The organism is Pseudomonas izuensis, from assembly GCF_009861505.1.
Classification (GTDB): domain Bacteria; phylum Pseudomonadota; class Gammaproteobacteria; order Pseudomonadales; family Pseudomonadaceae; genus Aquipseudomonas; species Aquipseudomonas izuensis.
Genome location: NZ_WTFT01000002.1, coordinates 42,552 through 58,424 on the forward strand (window position 1 = coordinate 42,552; position 15,873 = coordinate 58,424).

General features: G+C 60.6%; 13 protein-coding genes. 10 read left to right on the forward strand and 3 right to left on the reverse strand.

Features of this window, described 5'->3' with window-relative positions:
* The first annotated feature begins 6 nt into the window (after positions 1 to 6).
* The 3 genes from GPL81_RS00385 (at position 7) to GPL81_RS00395 (ending at position 3,249) form a co-directional block, all read left to right on the forward strand.
* The gene (locus GPL81_RS00385; protein ID WP_160104770.1) at positions 7 to 639 is read left to right on the forward strand and encodes a LysE family transporter; all 633 of its coding nucleotides are present in this window, start codon (positions 7 to 9) and stop codon (positions 637 to 639) included.
* Positions 640 to 789: 150 nt separating this feature from the next.
* Complete coding sequence (locus GPL81_RS00390) at positions 790 to 2,685, forward strand: cytochrome c/FTR1 family iron permease (RefSeq protein WP_160104771.1); 1,896 nt, start codon at positions 790 to 792, stop codon at positions 2,683 to 2,685.
* 108 nt (positions 2,686 to 2,793) lie between these two features.
* Positions 2,794 to 3,249, forward strand: coding sequence for a YaiI/YqxD family protein (locus tag GPL81_RS00395; RefSeq protein WP_096514283.1), 456 nt, complete (start codon positions 2,794 to 2,796; stop codon positions 3,247 to 3,249).
* A gap of 104 nt (positions 3,250 to 3,353) precedes the next feature.
* Here the strand turns inward: GPL81_RS00395 and elbB are convergent, their stop codons facing one another.
* On the reverse strand, positions 3,354 to 4,022 hold the full coding sequence (gene elbB, locus GPL81_RS00400) for an isoprenoid biosynthesis glyoxalase ElbB (protein WP_160104772.1): 669 nt from the start codon (positions 4,020 to 4,022) through the stop codon (positions 3,354 to 3,356).
* A 115-nt stretch (positions 4,023 to 4,137) separates the two neighbouring features.
* Between elbB and GPL81_RS00405 the strand changes: the two genes are divergently transcribed.
* Complete coding sequence (locus GPL81_RS00405) at positions 4,138 to 5,373, forward strand: sterol desaturase family protein (protein WP_160104773.1); 1,236 nt, start codon at positions 4,138 to 4,140, stop codon at positions 5,371 to 5,373.
* Here the strand turns inward: GPL81_RS00405 and GPL81_RS00410 are convergent.
* Positions 5,354 to 5,986 carry a DedA family protein gene (locus GPL81_RS00410; RefSeq protein WP_160104774.1) on the reverse strand — a complete coding sequence of 211 codons (633 nt, stop codon included), beginning with the start codon at positions 5,984 to 5,986 and terminating at the stop codon, positions 5,354 to 5,356. The two genes, GPL81_RS00405 and GPL81_RS00410, sit on opposite strands and share 20 nt — an antisense overlap.
* A gap of 207 nt (positions 5,987 to 6,193) precedes the next feature.
* Here GPL81_RS00410 and hemB point away from each other — a divergent pair, with 207 nt between their 5' ends.
* Both hemB and ppk1 read left to right on the forward strand, forming a co-directional pair.
* Entirely contained in the window at positions 6,194 to 7,207 is a 1,014-nt protein-coding gene (hemB, locus tag GPL81_RS00415; RefSeq protein WP_160104775.1) for a porphobilinogen synthase, read from the forward strand.
* An 18-nt stretch (positions 7,208 to 7,225) separates the two neighbouring features.
* Complete coding sequence (gene ppk1 / locus GPL81_RS00420; RefSeq protein ID WP_096514288.1) at positions 7,226 to 9,448, forward strand: polyphosphate kinase 1; 2,223 nt, start codon at positions 7,226 to 7,228, stop codon at positions 9,446 to 9,448.
* Positions 9,449 to 9,591: 143 nt separating this feature from the next.
* On the opposite strand, the gene ppx is transcribed toward ppk1, so the two are convergent.
* A complete protein-coding gene (gene ppx, locus GPL81_RS00425) occupies positions 9,592 to 11,094 on the reverse strand; it encodes an exopolyphosphatase (protein WP_160104776.1) in 1,503 nt (500 codons plus the stop codon).
* 366 nt (positions 11,095 to 11,460) lie between these two features.
* Between ppx and trxA the strand changes: the two genes are divergently transcribed.
* The 4 genes from trxA to GPL81_RS00445 all read left to right on the forward strand — a co-directional run bounded on the left by trxA (position 11,461) and on the right by GPL81_RS00445 (position 15,873).
* Entirely contained in the window at positions 11,461 to 11,790 is a 330-nt protein-coding gene (trxA, locus tag GPL81_RS00430; RefSeq protein WP_003206727.1) for a thioredoxin TrxA, read from the forward strand.
* Positions 11,791 to 12,037: 247 nt separating this feature from the next.
* Positions 12,038 to 13,297, forward strand: a complete 1,260-nt coding sequence (gene rho, locus GPL81_RS00435) for a transcription termination factor Rho (RefSeq protein WP_003206716.1) — start codon at positions 12,038 to 12,040, stop codon at positions 13,295 to 13,297.
* 141 nt (positions 13,298 to 13,438) lie between these two features.
* Positions 13,439 to 14,905 (forward strand): 4-hydroxy-3-polyprenylbenzoate decarboxylase, encoded by a 1,467-nt coding sequence (ubiD, locus tag GPL81_RS00440; protein WP_160104777.1) that lies wholly within the window; start codon positions 13,439 to 13,441, stop codon positions 14,903 to 14,905.
* Positions 14,905 to 15,873 carry a CDP-6-deoxy-delta-3,4-glucoseen reductase gene (locus GPL81_RS00445; protein ID WP_160104778.1) on the forward strand — a complete coding sequence of 323 codons (969 nt, stop codon included), beginning with the start codon at positions 14,905 to 14,907 and terminating at the stop codon, positions 15,871 to 15,873. Before ubiD ends, GPL81_RS00445 begins: the two co-directional genes overlap by 1 nt.

The following is a 15,873-nucleotide window of genomic DNA, read 5'->3' on the forward strand; positions in this document are numbered from 1 at the left end:
TGTGCAATGGAGCTTCAAACATGGCTGGCGTTTTTTGCCGCCTGCTGGGTGATCAGTCTGTCTCCCGGTGCCGGCGCCATTGCGTCGATGTCCAGCGGTCTGCAATACGGTTTCTGGCGTGGCTACTGGAACGCCTTGGGCCTGCAATTGGGCCTGGCGGTGCAAATCGCCATTGTCGGCGCCGGTGTAGGGGCGATTCTCACGGCGTCGGCCACAGCTTTCTATGCGATCAAATGGTTCGGTGTGGCTTACCTGGTCTACCTCGCGATCAAGCAATGGCGTGCGCTGCCCAGCGACATGGCTGATGACGCGGCCATCCGCCCGATCGGCAAACCGATGGTCCTGGTGTTCCGTGGTTTCCTGGTGAATATCAGCAACCCGAAGGCGCTGGTGTTCATGCTCGCGGTATTGCCTCAATTCATTGACCCGCACGCGCCACTGGTGATCCAGTACCTGATCATCGGTGTGACTATGGTTTGCGTCGATCTGATCGTCATGGCCGGGTATACCGGGCTGGCGTCCAAGGTGCTGCGTCTGTTGCGCACACCCAAACAGCAAAAACGCATGAACCGCACGTTTGCCGGACTGTTCATCGGCGCGGCGGCGTTCATGGCGACGCTGCGAAAAGCGGCGGCGTAAAACCGTCAGGCACAAAAAAGGCGACCTTCTCAGGTCGCCTTTTTTATTGGCCGGGTGGTGGCAAGCCCTTGGACAGTGCAGACAAAGCTTGAGTGAAAGTAATTGGGAGGGAACAATATGTTACTTCCTGTTTCCAATTGAGATTGATTCATGATTGCCCCGTCCCGATTCCTGGCCTGGCTGATAGCGCCGGTGTTCGCCTTATGCAGTTTCAATCTGCTGGCCGACACGGTGGAAGGCGCACCGCAAGCCCTGCATTTACTCGATTACATTGGTGCGGACTACCCGGAAGCGGTGCAGGCAGGCAAGGTCGTCAATGAGGCCGAATATCGCGAGCAATTGGAATTCGTCCAGGCCTTGCAAGGCCTGGTGACTGCCATGCCGGCCAAGCAGGAAAAGGCCGGATTGGAGCAGGGCATCAGCGCACTGCGTCATGCGATCACTGCGCGTCAGGATGGCGCGGATGTCGCCCGTCAGGCGCGGCAACTCGGCGCGCAGCTGGCTGTGGCCTATGAAGTCAGCCAGGCCCCGATCATCACCCCGGACCCAACCCGTGGTGCGCCGCTGTACGCGCAGCACTGTTCGGTATGCCACGGTGATGCCGGGGCAGGTGATGGCCCGGCGGGTGTCGGCCTGACGCCGCCCCCGACCAATCTGCGTGATAGCGCGCGTCTGGATCACCTGAGCCTCTATGCGATCTACAGCACCCTGGGTCTAGGGGTTGAAGGGACCGACATGCCAGCCTTCGCCGATCAGTTGGATGATCGTCAGCGTTGGGACCTGGCCACCTATATCGCCAGCTTCAGCGCGGCCCCGGCGACCTCCAGCGGCGACAAGGTCTACAACATTGCCGATCTGGCCCGGCAGACACCGGCCGAAGTGCAGGCAGCCGATGGTCCGCAAGCGGCGGCGACCTTCCGTGCGCAACGGGCGCAACCACCGCAGGTCAAGCGTGGCCCGGCGCAGTTGCTCGACTACACCGCCGCCACCCTGGACAAGAGCCTCGCAGCCTACCGTGCGGGTGACCGCGAACAGGCCTATGACTTGTCGGTGGCGGCGTACCTGGAAGGCTTCGAACTGGTCGAAAGCTCCCTCGATAACGTCGATGCCAATGTGCGCAAAGACACCGAAAAGTCGCTGATGGCCTACCGTCAGTCGTTGCAGGATGGCTTGCCGATGGAGCAGGTCGAGCAGCGTCTGGGGGCGGCCAAGGCCAAGTTAAGGGCCTCTGCCGGTTTGCTGGGCAGCGACGGTTTGAGCTGGTCGCTGAGCTACATTTCCGGCCTGTTGATTCTGCTGCGTGAAGGGCTGGAGGCGATTCTGGTGCTGGCGGCGATCCTCGCCTTCTTGCGTAACACCGGCCAGCAGTCGGCGGTGCGCAGTGTCAACGTCGGTTGGGGGCTGGCGTTGCTGGCCGGGCTCGGGACCTGGGCGCTGGCGGCGTATGTGATCGATATCAGCGGTTCGCAGCGTGAGTTGCTGGAAGGGGCGACGGCGTTGTTCGCCAGCGTCATGGTGCTGTGGCTTGGTGTGTGGATGCACGACCGCCGTCATGCGGCGGCCTGGCAGGATTACATCAAGAGCAGCCTGGTGGGCGGTGGCGGGCGTTTCGGTTTTGCGATCCTGGCGTTCTTCTCGGTGTATCGTGAATTGTTCGAAGTGATCCTGTTCTACGAGACCCTGTGGTTGCAGGCTGGCCCCGCAGGCCACGATGCGGTGCTGGCTGGCGGTGCGACGGCGCTGGTGCTGTTGGTGGGCCTTGCCTGGGTGATCCTGCGCGGATCGGCGAAATTGCCGTTGGCGTTGTTCTTCAGCATCAACGCCGGGCTGTTGTGCGCATTGTCGGTGGTGTTCGCCGGACATGGCGTGAAGGCATTGCAGGAGGCCGGAATCTTCGGTACGCGGCCGGTGCCCTTCTTCGATTTCGAGTGGCTGGGGATTCATGCCGATGCGTATTCGCTGAGTGCGCAGGTTGTGGCGTTGATAGCGATTATTGTGCTGTACAGCCGTAGTCGCATGGCCGAGAAGCAGCGGGTTACGGCTTAACAGCATTCGCTTCGCTCACATTCGCGGGCAAGCCTTGCTCCCACAGGTTTAGCGTTAACCTTGTGGGAGCAAGGCTTGCCCGCGATGCTTTTAAAAGAGGAAAAGTACATGCGTGTCTGGATCGATGCCGACGCCTGCCCCCGAGCGGCCAAGGATCTGGTGGTGAAGTTCGCCCTCAAGCGCCGGTTTGAAGTGGTGCTGGTGGCCGGGCAGCCGCAGATCAAGCCGGGCCTGGCCCTGGTGAAACTGATCGTGGTGCCGAGTGGCCCGGACGCGGCCGACGATTACCTGGTGGAACACGCAGTGCCCGGTGAACTGGTGATCTGCAGCGATGTGCCCCTGGCGGACCGCCTGGTGAAAAAAGGCGTAGCGGCGCTGGACCCGCGGGGCAAGGAGTTCGACGCGCAGAACATGGGCGATCGGCTGGCGGTGCGTAACCTGTTCACCGATTTGCGTGAGCAGGGGCAGATGAGCGGCGGCCCCGCACCGTTTGGCGAGCGCGAGAAGCAGGCGTTTGCCAATGCGCTGGATCGGATTTTGACCCGGCTGACCCGCAAACCCTGAACCCTGTAGGAGCTGGCTTGCCAGCGAAAGCGATCTTGGATTCGACACATGTGTTGAATGATCTGATCTCTTCGCTGGCAAGCCAGCTCCTACGGTTATCCGTGTCAGGCGTCGTTTTCGTGGGTCAGTTCGAGTACGCGGTCGACCAGTTTGTTGATACCCGAAGCCGCTTCGCTGATGCTTTGCGCCAGCATGTACGCCGGGGTGCTCACCAGTTTGCGCGCCTTGTCTTCGACAATGTCGCTCACCGCACAATCCTGGTGGGTGGCGCCCATCTTGTTCAGGGCGGCTGCGGTGTCGGCGTCGTTGCCGATGGTGCAGGTCACGCCGGGGCCATAAATCTTCGCCGCCAGGGCCGGCGAGATGCAGATCAGGCCGACCGGTTTGCCGGCCTCGGCAAACGCCTCGGTCAGGGCCAGGACTTCCGGTTGCACGGTGCAGCCAGTGCCTTCGATGGCGAAGTTGGAGAGGTTCTTGGCCGATCCGAAACCGCCGGGAATGATCAGCGCATCGAAATCTTCGGCGTCTGCTTCGCGGATATCCTTGATCTCGCCGCGGGCGATCCGCGCCGATTCCACCAGCACATTGCGCGACTCGGGCATTTCTTCGCCGGTCAGGTGGTTGATCACATGCAATTGCGCAATATTCGGTGCGAAACACTGCACCTGCGCGCCACGTTGGTCCAGGCGCAGCAGCGTAATCACGCTTTCATAGATCTCGGCGCCGTCGTACACACCACAACCGGAAAGGATCACTGCAACTTTTTTGCTCATGGGCTTTTCTCCAGATTCATGGCGTTAAATGTCCACTAATTTGTCACTCGTTGCCATAGGGTTAATTCGCGGCTAAACATAGGATCTGTCCTACAGATTCCGACCAGGGCGCGTCATGGACTTCATTTTGTATGCGGTGCCGTTTTTCTTTGTGCTGATTGCCGTCGAACTGCTGGCCGACCGTTGGCGCGGGGTCAACAATTATCGGGTGGCGGACGCGATCAACAGCATCAGCACCGGCGTGCTGTCGACCACCACCGGCCTGCTGACCAAGGGTGTGGGGTTTGTCACCTATGCATTGGCCCTCAAGCATCTGGCGTGGTTCGAGCTCTCGGCCGACAGCGTGTGGGTCTGGGTGTTCGCCTTCGTCTTTTACGACTTCTGCTACTACTGGCTGCACCGCATGGGCCACGAGCGCAACATTCTCTGGGCCGCGCATTCGGTGCATCACCAGAGCGAGGACTACAACCTCTCCACCGCCCTGCGCCAGACCAGCACCGGGTTCCTGTTGAGCTGGATCTTCTATCTGCCCATGGCCCTGGCCGGCGTGCCGCTGCTGGTCTTCATCAGTGTCGCCTCGCTGAACCTGCTGTACCAGTTCTGGGTCCACACCCGGCACATTCCCAAGCTCGGATGGTTCGAGTGGTTCTTTGTGACGCCATCCAATCATCGGGCCCACCATGCGCAGAACGCTCTCTACATGGATCGCAACTACGGCGGGGTGTTCATTATTTGGGACCGTCTATTCGGCTCCTTCCAGGAGGAGGACGACAACGAACCCGTGATTTTCGGCGTGACCACGCCGCTGGCGAGCTGGAATCCGATATGGGCGAACGTGCAGTTTTACGCGCAGCTATGGGCAGATGCCCGGCGTGCCGAAAGCACCTGGGACAAGTGTCGGATCTGGTTCATGCGCACGGGGTGGCGGCCGGCAGATGTGGCGGCGAAGTATCCGATGAGCAAACCGGACCTGAGTCAGTTTCGCAAATTCGAAGTGCCACTGGATGGGCGTCAGGTGTGGTACGTGGTGTTGCAGTTCTGCGTCTACATCGCGTTGGGCAGCTACTTGATGAATCTGGAGCCGAGTCTGTCGACCCCCGCTCTGGTGCTGGGCTGGGGGGCAGTGGCTCTGGGGTTGTTCGTGCTGGGCGTGGCCCTGGAGAATCGCCCGTGGGCGTTGAAGCTGGAGCTGCTGCGGCTGGCGTCGAACGTGCCACTGGTGTGGCTGGCGCCGGTGGTGGGGCTCTGGCCGGCCAGCGCGGTGGGCTGGGTCGGCCTGCTCAGTTACAGCCTGCTCAGCGCAATCGGTCTCTACTGCTGTAGAAACCGTTTCACTCGGCTGGCGTCTTAGGTTCGCCGGTATTGGCCTGTTCGGCCTTCAAGGCTTGCTCGTCGGCGTAGACCTGCTTGGCCAGGCGCGCATTCTTGAAGCGGCGGCGCAGCCACAACCCCAGGCCCAGGACGAGCAGGGCGCCGAGGACCCACAGCTCGTACTTCTTGATGCTGCCGAGCATGCCTTCCAGCACCGCGCCGAAATGATAGGCCGCTGCCGCCAGCGCGGCGGCCCATATTGCCGCGCCAATCCCGTTGAGCAGCAGGTAACGGCCTGGTGGATAGCCTGACAGGCCGATCGCCACCGGCATCACCGTACGCAGGCCGTAGACGAAGCGGAAACTCAGGACCCAGATGTCCGGGTGCTTGCGAATATGTTCCAGCGCCCGGTCACCCATCAGTTGCCAGCGGGGCTTGCGCGCCAGCAGCTTGCGACCGTGCTTGCGTCCCAGGAAGTACCACAGCTGATCGCCGGCATAGCTGCCGAAGAAGGCCACGACCACCACCATGTTGATGTCCATGTATCCACGGAACGCGAGGAAGCCTGCGAGTACCAGAATGGTTTCGCCTTCGAAGAATGTGCCGAGAAACAGGGCAAAGTAGCCGAAGTCATGCAGAAATTGTTGGAGCATTGTCTGGGTGCTGGCGAAATGAACGCGCAGCCTAACCCTTCGTACACATTCAGGAAAGTGTCCAAATGTGTCTCGACGTGAACATTTCCTACAACGACAATGGAATGCGGCTACGCGTCACTGGTTGCACATAACTGTCATCTGTTCGTCATAATGGCCGCTTATAACTGTCACGCTCGCCCGTCTGCGCGGGCTCAGGAGTCTGTCGTGAGCTTTACCCCCGCCAACCGTTTGTTCCCTGCAACCCGCCTGCGCCGCAACCGTCGTGACGATTTTTCTCGCCGACTGGTCCGTGAAAACGTCCTGACCGTCGATGACCTGATCCTGCCGGTGTTCGTGCTTGACGGTGAAAACCGTCGCGAAGCGGTCGCCTCGATGCCTGGCGTCGAACGCCTGACCATCGATCTGTTGCTGGAAGAAGCGGCTAAATGGGTCGAGCTGGGCATTCCAGCGCTGGCGCTGTTCCCGGTGACGCCGCCGGACCTCAAGTCGCTGGACGCCGCCGAAGCCTGGAACCCTGAGGGTATCGCCCAGCGTGCCACCCGTGCCCTGCGTGCGCAGTTCCCGGAGCTGGGTGTGATCACCGACGTCGCGCTGGACCCGTTCACCACCCACGGCCAGGACGGCATTCTCGACGAAGAAGGCTATGTGCAGAACGACATCACCGTCGACGCACTGGTCAAGCAAGCCCTTTCCCATGCCGAAGCCGGTGCTCAGGTCGTGGCGCCGTCGGACATGATGGACGGGCGCATCCAGGCGATCCGTGAAGCCCTCGAGCTGGCCGGTCACGTCAACGTGCGGATCATGGCCTACTCGGCGAAGTACGCCAGTGCCTACTACGGGCCGTTCCGCGATGCGGTCGGTTCGGCGCTGAACCTGGGCAAGGCCAACAAGGCCTCCTATCAGATGGACCCGGCCAACAGCAACGAAGCCCTGCACGAAGTGGCGGCTGACTTGTCAGAAGGTGCAGATATGGTCATGGTCAAGCCAGGCATGCCCTATCTGGACATCCTCTGCCGGGTCAAAGAAGAATTCAAAGTGCCGACTTTTGTCTATCAAGTCAGCGGCGAATACGCCATGCACATGGCAGCGATCCAGAATGGCTGGTTGAGCGAAGGGGTTATCCTCGAGTCGCTGACCGCTTTCAAACGTGCAGGCGCCGATGGCATCCTGACGTACTTTGCCGTTCGTGCCGCTCAATTGTTACGAGAGCAGAAATAGCCCTCCCAGGAACATTCGATGAATACCGAAGTACTCACTGAAGTTGCCGTAAAAGACGCTCAACCTGTGGTGGAGCAAATTGCCGAGACCCCACCGGAGCTGGAGCCCGCTCCACCCGCGACGGTGACCGAGCCCGCGCTGGCGGCTCCGGCGATTGCCATCCCCGGCCTGGATGACAGCAGCCTGTACATCCATCGCGAGCTTTCGCAACTGCAGTTCAACATCCGCGTGCTGGAACAGGCGCTGGACGAGTCCTATCCCTTGCTGGAGCGGCTGAAGTTTCTGCTGATCTTCTCCAGCAACCTGGACGAGTTCTTCGAGATTCGCGTCGCCGGTCTCAAGAAACAAATCACCTTTGCCCGTGAACAGGCTGGCGCCGATGGCTTGCAACCGCACCAGGCACTGGCCCGCATCAGCGAACTGGTGCATGGACACGTCGACCGCCAGTACGCGATCCTCAACGATATCCTGTTGCCGGAACTGGAAAAGCATCAGGTCCGCTTTATCCGCCGTCGCCACTGGACGGCCAAGCTCAAGACCTGGGTACGCCGTTATTTCCGCGACGAGATCGCTCCGATCATTACCCCGATCGGCCTCGATCCGACGCACCCGTTCCCGCTGCTGGTGAACAAGAGCCTGAACTTCATCGTCGAACTCGAGGGCATCGACGCCTTCGGTCGCGATTCCGGTCTGGCGATCATCCCGGCACCGCGCCTGCTGCCGCGGATCATCAAGGTGCCGGAAGAAGTCGGCGGCGCTGGCGACAATTATGTGTTCCTGTCGTCGATGATCCACGCCCACGCCGATGACCTGTTCCAGGGCATGAAGGTAAAAGGCTGCTATCAGTTCCGTCTGACCCGAAACGCCGACCTGGCGTTGGATTCCGAAGACGTCGAAGACCTGGCCCGCGCCCTGCGCGGCGAGTTGTTCTCCCGTCGCTACGGTGACGCGGTGCGCCTGGAAGTGGCCGACACTTGCCCGAAACACCTGTCCGATTACCTGCTCAAGCAATTCAACCTGAGCGAGACCGAGCTGTATCAGGTCAACGGTCCGGTGAACCTGACGCGTCTGTTCAGCATCACCGGCCTCGACAGCCAGCGCGAGCTGCAATACACGCCGTTCACGCCGCAGATCCCGAAACTGCTGCAGAACAGCGAGAACATCTTCAGCGTGATCAGCAAGCAGGACATTCTGCTGCTGCACCCGTTCGAGTCGTTCACTCCGGTGGTTGACCTGCTGCGCCAGGCCGCCAAGGACCCGCACGTTCTGGCGGTGCGCCAGACGTTGTATCGCTCCGGGGCCAACTCGGAAATCGTCGATGCGCTGGTGGATGCGGCGCGTAACGGCAAGGAGGTCACTGCGGTGATCGAATTGCGTGCGCGGTTCGACGAGGAGTCCAACCTGCAACTGGCCAGCCGTCTGCAAGCGGCCGGCGCAGTAGTGATCTACGGCGTGGTCGGCTTCAAGACCCACGCCAAGATGATGCTGATCCTGCGTCGCGAGGCCGGCGAGATCGTGCGTTACGCGCACCTGGGCACGGGCAACTACCACGCCGGCAACGCCCGCTTGTACACCGACTACAGCCTGCTGACGTCCGACGACGCCTTGTGCGAAGACGTCGGCAAGCTGTTCAGCCAGTTGATCGGCATGGGCAAGACGCTGCGCATGAAGAAGCTGTTGCATGCGCCGTTCACCCTGAAGAAGGGCATGCTCGACATGATTGCCCGCGAAACCCAGTTCGCCCTCGACGGCAAACCGGCGCACATCATCGCCAAGTTCAACTCGCTGACCGATCCGAAGATCATCCGTGCGTTGTACAAGGCCAGCCAGTCAGGCGTGCGCATCGACCTGGTGGTGCGTGGCATGTGCTGCCTGCGGCCGGGGATTGCCGGGGTTTCCCACAACATTCACGTGCGCTCGATCATCGGTCGCTTCCTGGAACACACCCGGGTCTTCTACTTCCTCAACGGTGGCGAAGAACAGATGTTCCTGTCCAGTGCCGACTGGATGGAGCGCAACCTCGACAAGCGCGTCGAAACTTGCTTCCCGGTTGAAGGCAAGAAGCTGATCATGCGGGTCAAGAAAGAGCTGGAGTTGTATCTCACCGATAACACCCACAGCTGGAGCCTGCAGTCGGACGGTCGTTACATCCGCAACACACCGACCGGCAACCAGAACCCGCGCAGTGCCCAGGCGACATTGCTGGAGCGGTTGGGTAGCCCGATCCTGGCGGTTCGTTAGCTCAGGCTCGAAACAAAAAATGGCGATCCCTGCGGATCGCCATTTTTGTTTCCGCCGCAGCACTCTGTGGGAGCACAGCTTGCTGGCGATGGCGTGCTAGAGATTGCCATCGCGGGCAAGCCTTGCTCCCACAGGGTTGGGGGTCAGCGTATGTTCAGTACGATATCCACACGTGTGAGCCATTCCGCCTCGATGGCGAAGTCAGCCTGGGTCAGCTGGTTGTCGTCCAGCCAGTGCTCCGGGAACACCACTTCCAGGCTGTTGCCATTGGCGTTCAGTTCCACCTGAGGCATTTGCTGGGTGCCGCGGATGTGATGGAACAGGATCGCGAAGCGCAGCAGCACGCACAGGCGAATCAGCTTGATGCCTTCATCGCCGAATTCAGCGAACTTGTCCTTGGGGATGTTGCGGCGGTGACCACGCACCAGCAGCGCGAGCATCAGTTGATCCTCGCGGGAGAAACCGGCCAGGTCCGAGTGTTCGATCAGGTAGGCGCCATGCTTGTGGTACTGATAGTGGGCGATGTCCAGACCCACTTCATGGACCTTGGCGGCCCAGCCGAGCAATTCGCGCCAGACGCCGTCTTCCAGATCCCAGTCCTTGGCCACCTGGTCGAAGGCATGCAGGGCCTTGCGCTCGACCCGCGCCGCCTGTTCCAGGTCAACGTGATAGCGCTCCATCAACGAGGTGAGGGTGCGTTCGCGGACGTCTTCGTGGTGATGGCGGCCCAGCAGGTCATAAAGCACACCTTCACGCAGGGCACCTTCACAGTGGTCCATCCGTTGCAGTTCGAGGGAATCGAAGATGGCTTCGAGAATGGCCAGGCCGGCCGGGAAAATCGCCCGGCGGTCAGGCTTGATGCCTTCGAAGTCGATTTTCTCGACATCGCCGAGCTTGATCAGCTTGCGCTTGAGCCAGGCCAGGCCCTCGGCGTTCACTTCGCCAGTGCCGTGACCACCCGCCTTCAGCGCCAGGCCGATGGCGCGGATGGTGCCCGAGGAGCCGATGGCTTCATCCCAGGTCAGGCGGTGCAGCGCGTGTTCGATGCTCATGATCTCCAGTCGGGCCGCCGTATACGCCTGGGCGTAGCGGGCCGGGGTGATCTTGCCGTCCTTGAAATAGCGCTGGGTGAAGCTCACGCAACCCATTTGCAGGCTTTCGCGCAGCAACGGTTCGAAACGCTGGCCGATGATGAATTCGGTACTGCCGCCGCCAATGTCGGCCACCAGGCGCTTGCCTGGAGTGTCGGCGAGGGTATGGGACACGCCGAGGTAGATCAGGCGCGCTTCTTCACGGCCGGAGATGACCTCCACCGGATGGCCGAGAATTTCTTCGGCGCGACGAATGAATTCGGCACGGTTGCGGGCTTCACGCAGGGCGTTGGTGCCAACGATCCGCACGGCACCCGGGGGCATACCGTTGATCAGTTGGGCGAAGCGCTTCAGGCAATCGAGCCCGCGCTGCATGGATTCTTCGCTGAGGTGGCGTTCTTCGTCGATGCCGGCAGCCAGCTGAACCTTTTCCCCGAGACGTTCGAGAATACGGATTTCGCCGTTCTGGGCCTTGGCCACGACCATGTGAAAGCTGTTGGAGCCCAGGTCGATTCCGGAGATCAGGGACAGATTCTTGGCTTGGGATTGCGGCATGGTCAGGGGGTCTCGGTCGATAACCCTGACATCGTGCCACGATCAAGGGCTGGCGCCAACGCGCAGGAGCTGCCGGAGGCTGCGATCTTTTACCGCGGGGCGGATTTGCGGTGCTGGTGCTGGCCCTATCGCGGGCAAGCCTTGCTCCCACGGATTTGTGTCGTACGCGCATAGTGCGTACCCCATGACCTGTGGGAGCAAGGCTTGCCCGCGATGACGGCTTCACAGGTGCTGAGGAATACGACATGAGCTATACCCAAACTCATGGAACACCATAGCGAGACTCAATCATCTGCACCTTCCTGAACGAAGGAAGGGCCGTTATGATGGGCCACGTTTTTTTTGCTTACAACCCTGGAGAATTCCATGAGCAGCGATCTTATCAAACACGTTAGCGACGCTAGCTTCGAGGCCGACGTACTCAAGGCTGAAGGCGCTGTACTGGTCGATTACTGGGCTGAGTGGTGCGGCCCTTGCAAAATGATCGCTCCTGTTCTGGACGAAATTGCCGAGACCTACAAAGGCAAGCTGACCGTTGCCAAACTGAACATCGACGAGAACCAGGAAACCCCGGCCAAGCATGGCGTGCGCGGTATCCCGACCCTGATGCTGTTCAAGAACGGCAACGTTGAAGCGACCAAGGTCGGCGCCCTGTCGAAGTCGCAACTGGCGGCTTTCCTCGACGCCAACATCTAAGCGTCGTTGTAGCCTGTCAAAAAAGGCCCCGCAAATTGCGGGGCCTTTTTCGTTATTGAGGGCTAGACGCTCCGAAACTCAGGTGTTACATTCGGCCCCGCGCTGGTTTCTCCAGTGCCCCCTGCTAGCCGTCGCCGACGCTCTCCTTTTCGAATAAGTACGCGATCCTGTCGCCTTCTCCGCGGCGCGGCCTCATTAAGCCAAAAGCTTAATTTCCCCCCTCCATAAATGATTACGTCATTCCTATATGAATCTGACTGAACTCAAGCAAAAGCCGATTACCGAACTGCTCGAATTGGCCGAACAGATGGGCATAGAAAATATGGCCCGTTCGCGCAAGCAGGACGTGATTTTCTCCCTGCTCAAGAAGCACGCGAAAAGCGGCGAGGAAATCTCCGGTGATGGCGTGCTGGAGATTCTCCAGGACGGCTTCGGCTTCCTGCGCTCCGCTGACGCTTCCTATCTCGCCGGCCCGGACGATATCTACGTCTCGCCGAGCCAGATCCGTCGCTTCAACTTGCGCACCGGTGACACCATCGTTGGCAAGATCCGCCCTCCAAAGGAAGGCGAGCGCTATTTCGCGCTGCTCAAGGTCGACACGATCAACTTCGACCGTCCGGAAAACGCGAAGAACAAGATTCTCTTCGAGAACCTGACCCCGCTGTTCCCGACCGTGCGCATGAAGATGGAAGCCGGCAACGGTTCCACCGAAGACTTGACCGGTCGTGTGATCGACCTGTGCGCCCCGATCGGCAAAGGCCAGCGCGGTCTGATCGTTGCACCGCCGAAAGCGGGCAAGACGATCATGCTGCAGAACATCGCCGCGAACATCGCGCGGAACAACCCTGAAGTTCACCTGATCGTGCTGCTGATCGATGAACGTCCGGAAGAAGTAACCGAAATGCAGCGCACCGTGCGCGGCGAAGTGGTTGCCTCGACGTTCGACGAGCCGCCAACCCGCCACGTGCAGGTTGCCGAAATGGTGATCGAGAAGGCCAAGCGCCTGGTCGAGCACAAGAAGGACGTGGTGATCCTGCTCGACTCCATCACCCGTCTGGCCCGCGCCTACAACACCGTGATCCCGAGCTCCGGCAAAGTGCTCACCGGTGGTGTCGATGCCCACGCCCTGGAGAAACCGAAGCGTTTCTTCGGCGCCGCGCGGAACATCGAAGAAGGCGGCTCGCTGACCATCATCGCCACCGCGCTGGTTGAAACCGGCTCGAAGATGGACGAAGTGATCTACGAGGAATTCAAAGGCACCGGCAACATGGAATTGCCTCTGGATCGCCGCATCGCCGAGAAGCGTGTGTTCCCGGCCATCAACATCAACCGTTCCGGTACTCGCCGCGAAGAGTTGCTGACCGCCGACGACGAGCTGCAGCGCATGTGGATTCTGCGCAAGCTGCTGCACCCGATGGACGAAGTGGCTGCCATCGAGTTCTTGGTCGACAAGCTGAAAACGACCAAGACCAACGATGAGTTCTTCCTGTCGATGAAGCGCAAGTAAGTCGATAGACCAGCAAAAGCCGGGGAAACCCGGCTTTTTGCTATCTGAATTTTGATGAACCGGCAGTTCGTGGTTCTGAATAGAGGGGTTCGGCGCTAAACTGCCTGCCCCCGAACGCCACGGCCAACACGAGGCTCACGCATGCAGTATCGCGACTTGCGCGACTTTATCAGCGGGCTTGAAAAGCGCGGTGAACTCAAGCGCATCCAGGTTCCGGTGTCCCCAGTGCTCGAAATGACCGAGGTCTGCGACCGCACCTTGCGCGCCAAGGGCCCGGCCCTGCTTTTCGAGAAACCGACCGGTTTCGACATTCCCGTCCTCGGCAACCTGTTCGGCACCCCCGAGCGCGTCGCGTTGGGCATGGGCGCCGAAGCGGTGAGCGAGTTGCGCGAGATCGGCAAGTTGCTGGCGTTCCTCAAGGAGCCCGAGCCGCCGAAGGGTCTGAAAGATGCGTGGTCCAAGCTGCCGATTTTCCGCAAGATCATCTCGATGGCGCCCAAGGTCGTCAAAGACGCCATCTGCCAGGAAGTGGTTATCGAAGGCGATGACGTCGACCTCGCAACGTTGCCGGTGCAGACCTGCTGGCCGGGCGATGTCGCGCCGTTGATCACTTGGGGCCTGACCGTCACCAAGGGGCCGAACAAGGACCGGCAGAACCTCGGGATCTACCGTCAGCAGGTGATTGGCCGCAACAAGGTCATCATGCGCTGGTTGAGTCATCGTGGCGGCGCGCTGGATTACCGCGAGTGGTGCGAGAAGCATCCCGGCCGGCCGTTCCCGGTCTCTGTGGCACTGGGCGCCGACCCTGCGACCATTCTTGGCGCCGTGACCCCGGTGCCGGATAGCCTCTCCGAGTACGCTTTCGCCGGCCTGCTGCGCGGCAACCGTACCGAACTGGTGAAATGCCGCGGCAACGACCTGCAAGTGCCGGCCACCGCCGAGATCATCCTCGAAGGCGTGATTCACCCCGGCGAAATGGCCGATGAGGGGCCGTACGGCGACCACACCGGTTACTACAACGAAGTCGACAGCTTCCCGGTGTTCACGGTGGAGCGTATTACCCATCGCATCAAGCCGATTTACCACAGTACCTACACCGGCCGTCCGCCGGATGAGCCGGCGATTCTTGGGGTGGCGCTGAACGAAGTGTTCGTGCCGATCCTGCAAAAGCAGTTCCCGGAGATCACCGATTTCTACCTGCCGCCCGAAGGCTGTTCGTATCGCATGGCCGTCGTGACCATGAAGAAGTCGTATCCGGGGCATGCCAAGCGGGTAATGCTGGGTGTCTGGTCGTTTTTGCGACAGTTCATGTACACCAAGTTCGTTATCGTCACCGACGACGATATCAACGCACGGGACTGGAACGACGTGATCTGGGCCATCACCACGCGCATGGACCCCAAGCGCGACACGGTGATGATCGAGAACACACCGATCGACTACCTGGACTTCGCCTCGCCGGTGTCCGGCCTGGGGTCGAAGATGGGCCTCGATGCCACGCATAAGTGGCCAGGCGAAACCACGCGGGAATGGGGTCGGGTGATCGTCAAGGACGACGCCGTGACCCAGCGGATCGATGCCATCTGGAATCAGTTAGGAATAGATTGATGCATGTAACCTTGCAGCCCTCCGGAGCAGTGCTGGAGATTCAGCCCGGCGAGCGGATTCTCGACGGCGCACGGCGTCTGGGCTATGAATGCCCGCAAAGCTGCCGCAACGGTAACTGCCATGTGTGCGCTGCACTGTTGGTGGAAGGCCGGGTCGAGCAGGAAGGCGGTGTGCGTGACCATGGCGAGTTCTACACTTGCATAGCAGAGCCGCTGGAAGACTGCATCGTGCTGTGGGATGGCGTGCTCGCGCTGGGAGAATTGCCGGTGCGCAGTCTGTCGTGTCAGGTCACCAGTTGCACCGAGGTCGGTGGTGATACCTGGCGGGTCCGGCTGCGGGCGCCGGCCGGCAAGCCACCGCGCTACCATGCGGGCCAGTACTTGATGATCCATCGGGATAATGGCGAAAAGTCGTCCTTTTCCCTGGCGTCCGCTCCTTCTGGCGGGCGAGATCTGGAAATCCACGTACTGGCGCGCGAGGCCAGTGCTCAGAATCTGATCAAGCAACTGCAGCGCGACACCATGGTGCGGATCGACATGCCATTCGGCGATGCACACCTGGCCGAGTTGCCGGACGGCCCGCTGGTGCTGATCGCCGCGGGGACCGGCATGGGCCAGATTCATGGCCTGATCGAACATTGCCGCGCCACCGGTTTCAAGCATCCGGTGCATCTGTATTGGGGCGTGCGTCGACCTGAAGATTTTTATGAAGTTGAACATTGGGACGAGTGGCTGAAATTGCCCAACCTGTTCCTGCATAAAGTCGTCAGCGATCAATGCGGCTGGCAGGGCCGTTTCGGCATGTTGCATGAAGCGGTGTGCGAAGACTTTCCCGATCTCAAGGCTCTGCACGTCTATGCCAGTGGCTCGCCCGCGATGGTCTACGGCACGCTGGATGCGCTGGTCGAGGCGGGGATGGATGCACATCAGATGCGCGCCGATGTGTTCGCCTACGCGCCGCGATCGTAG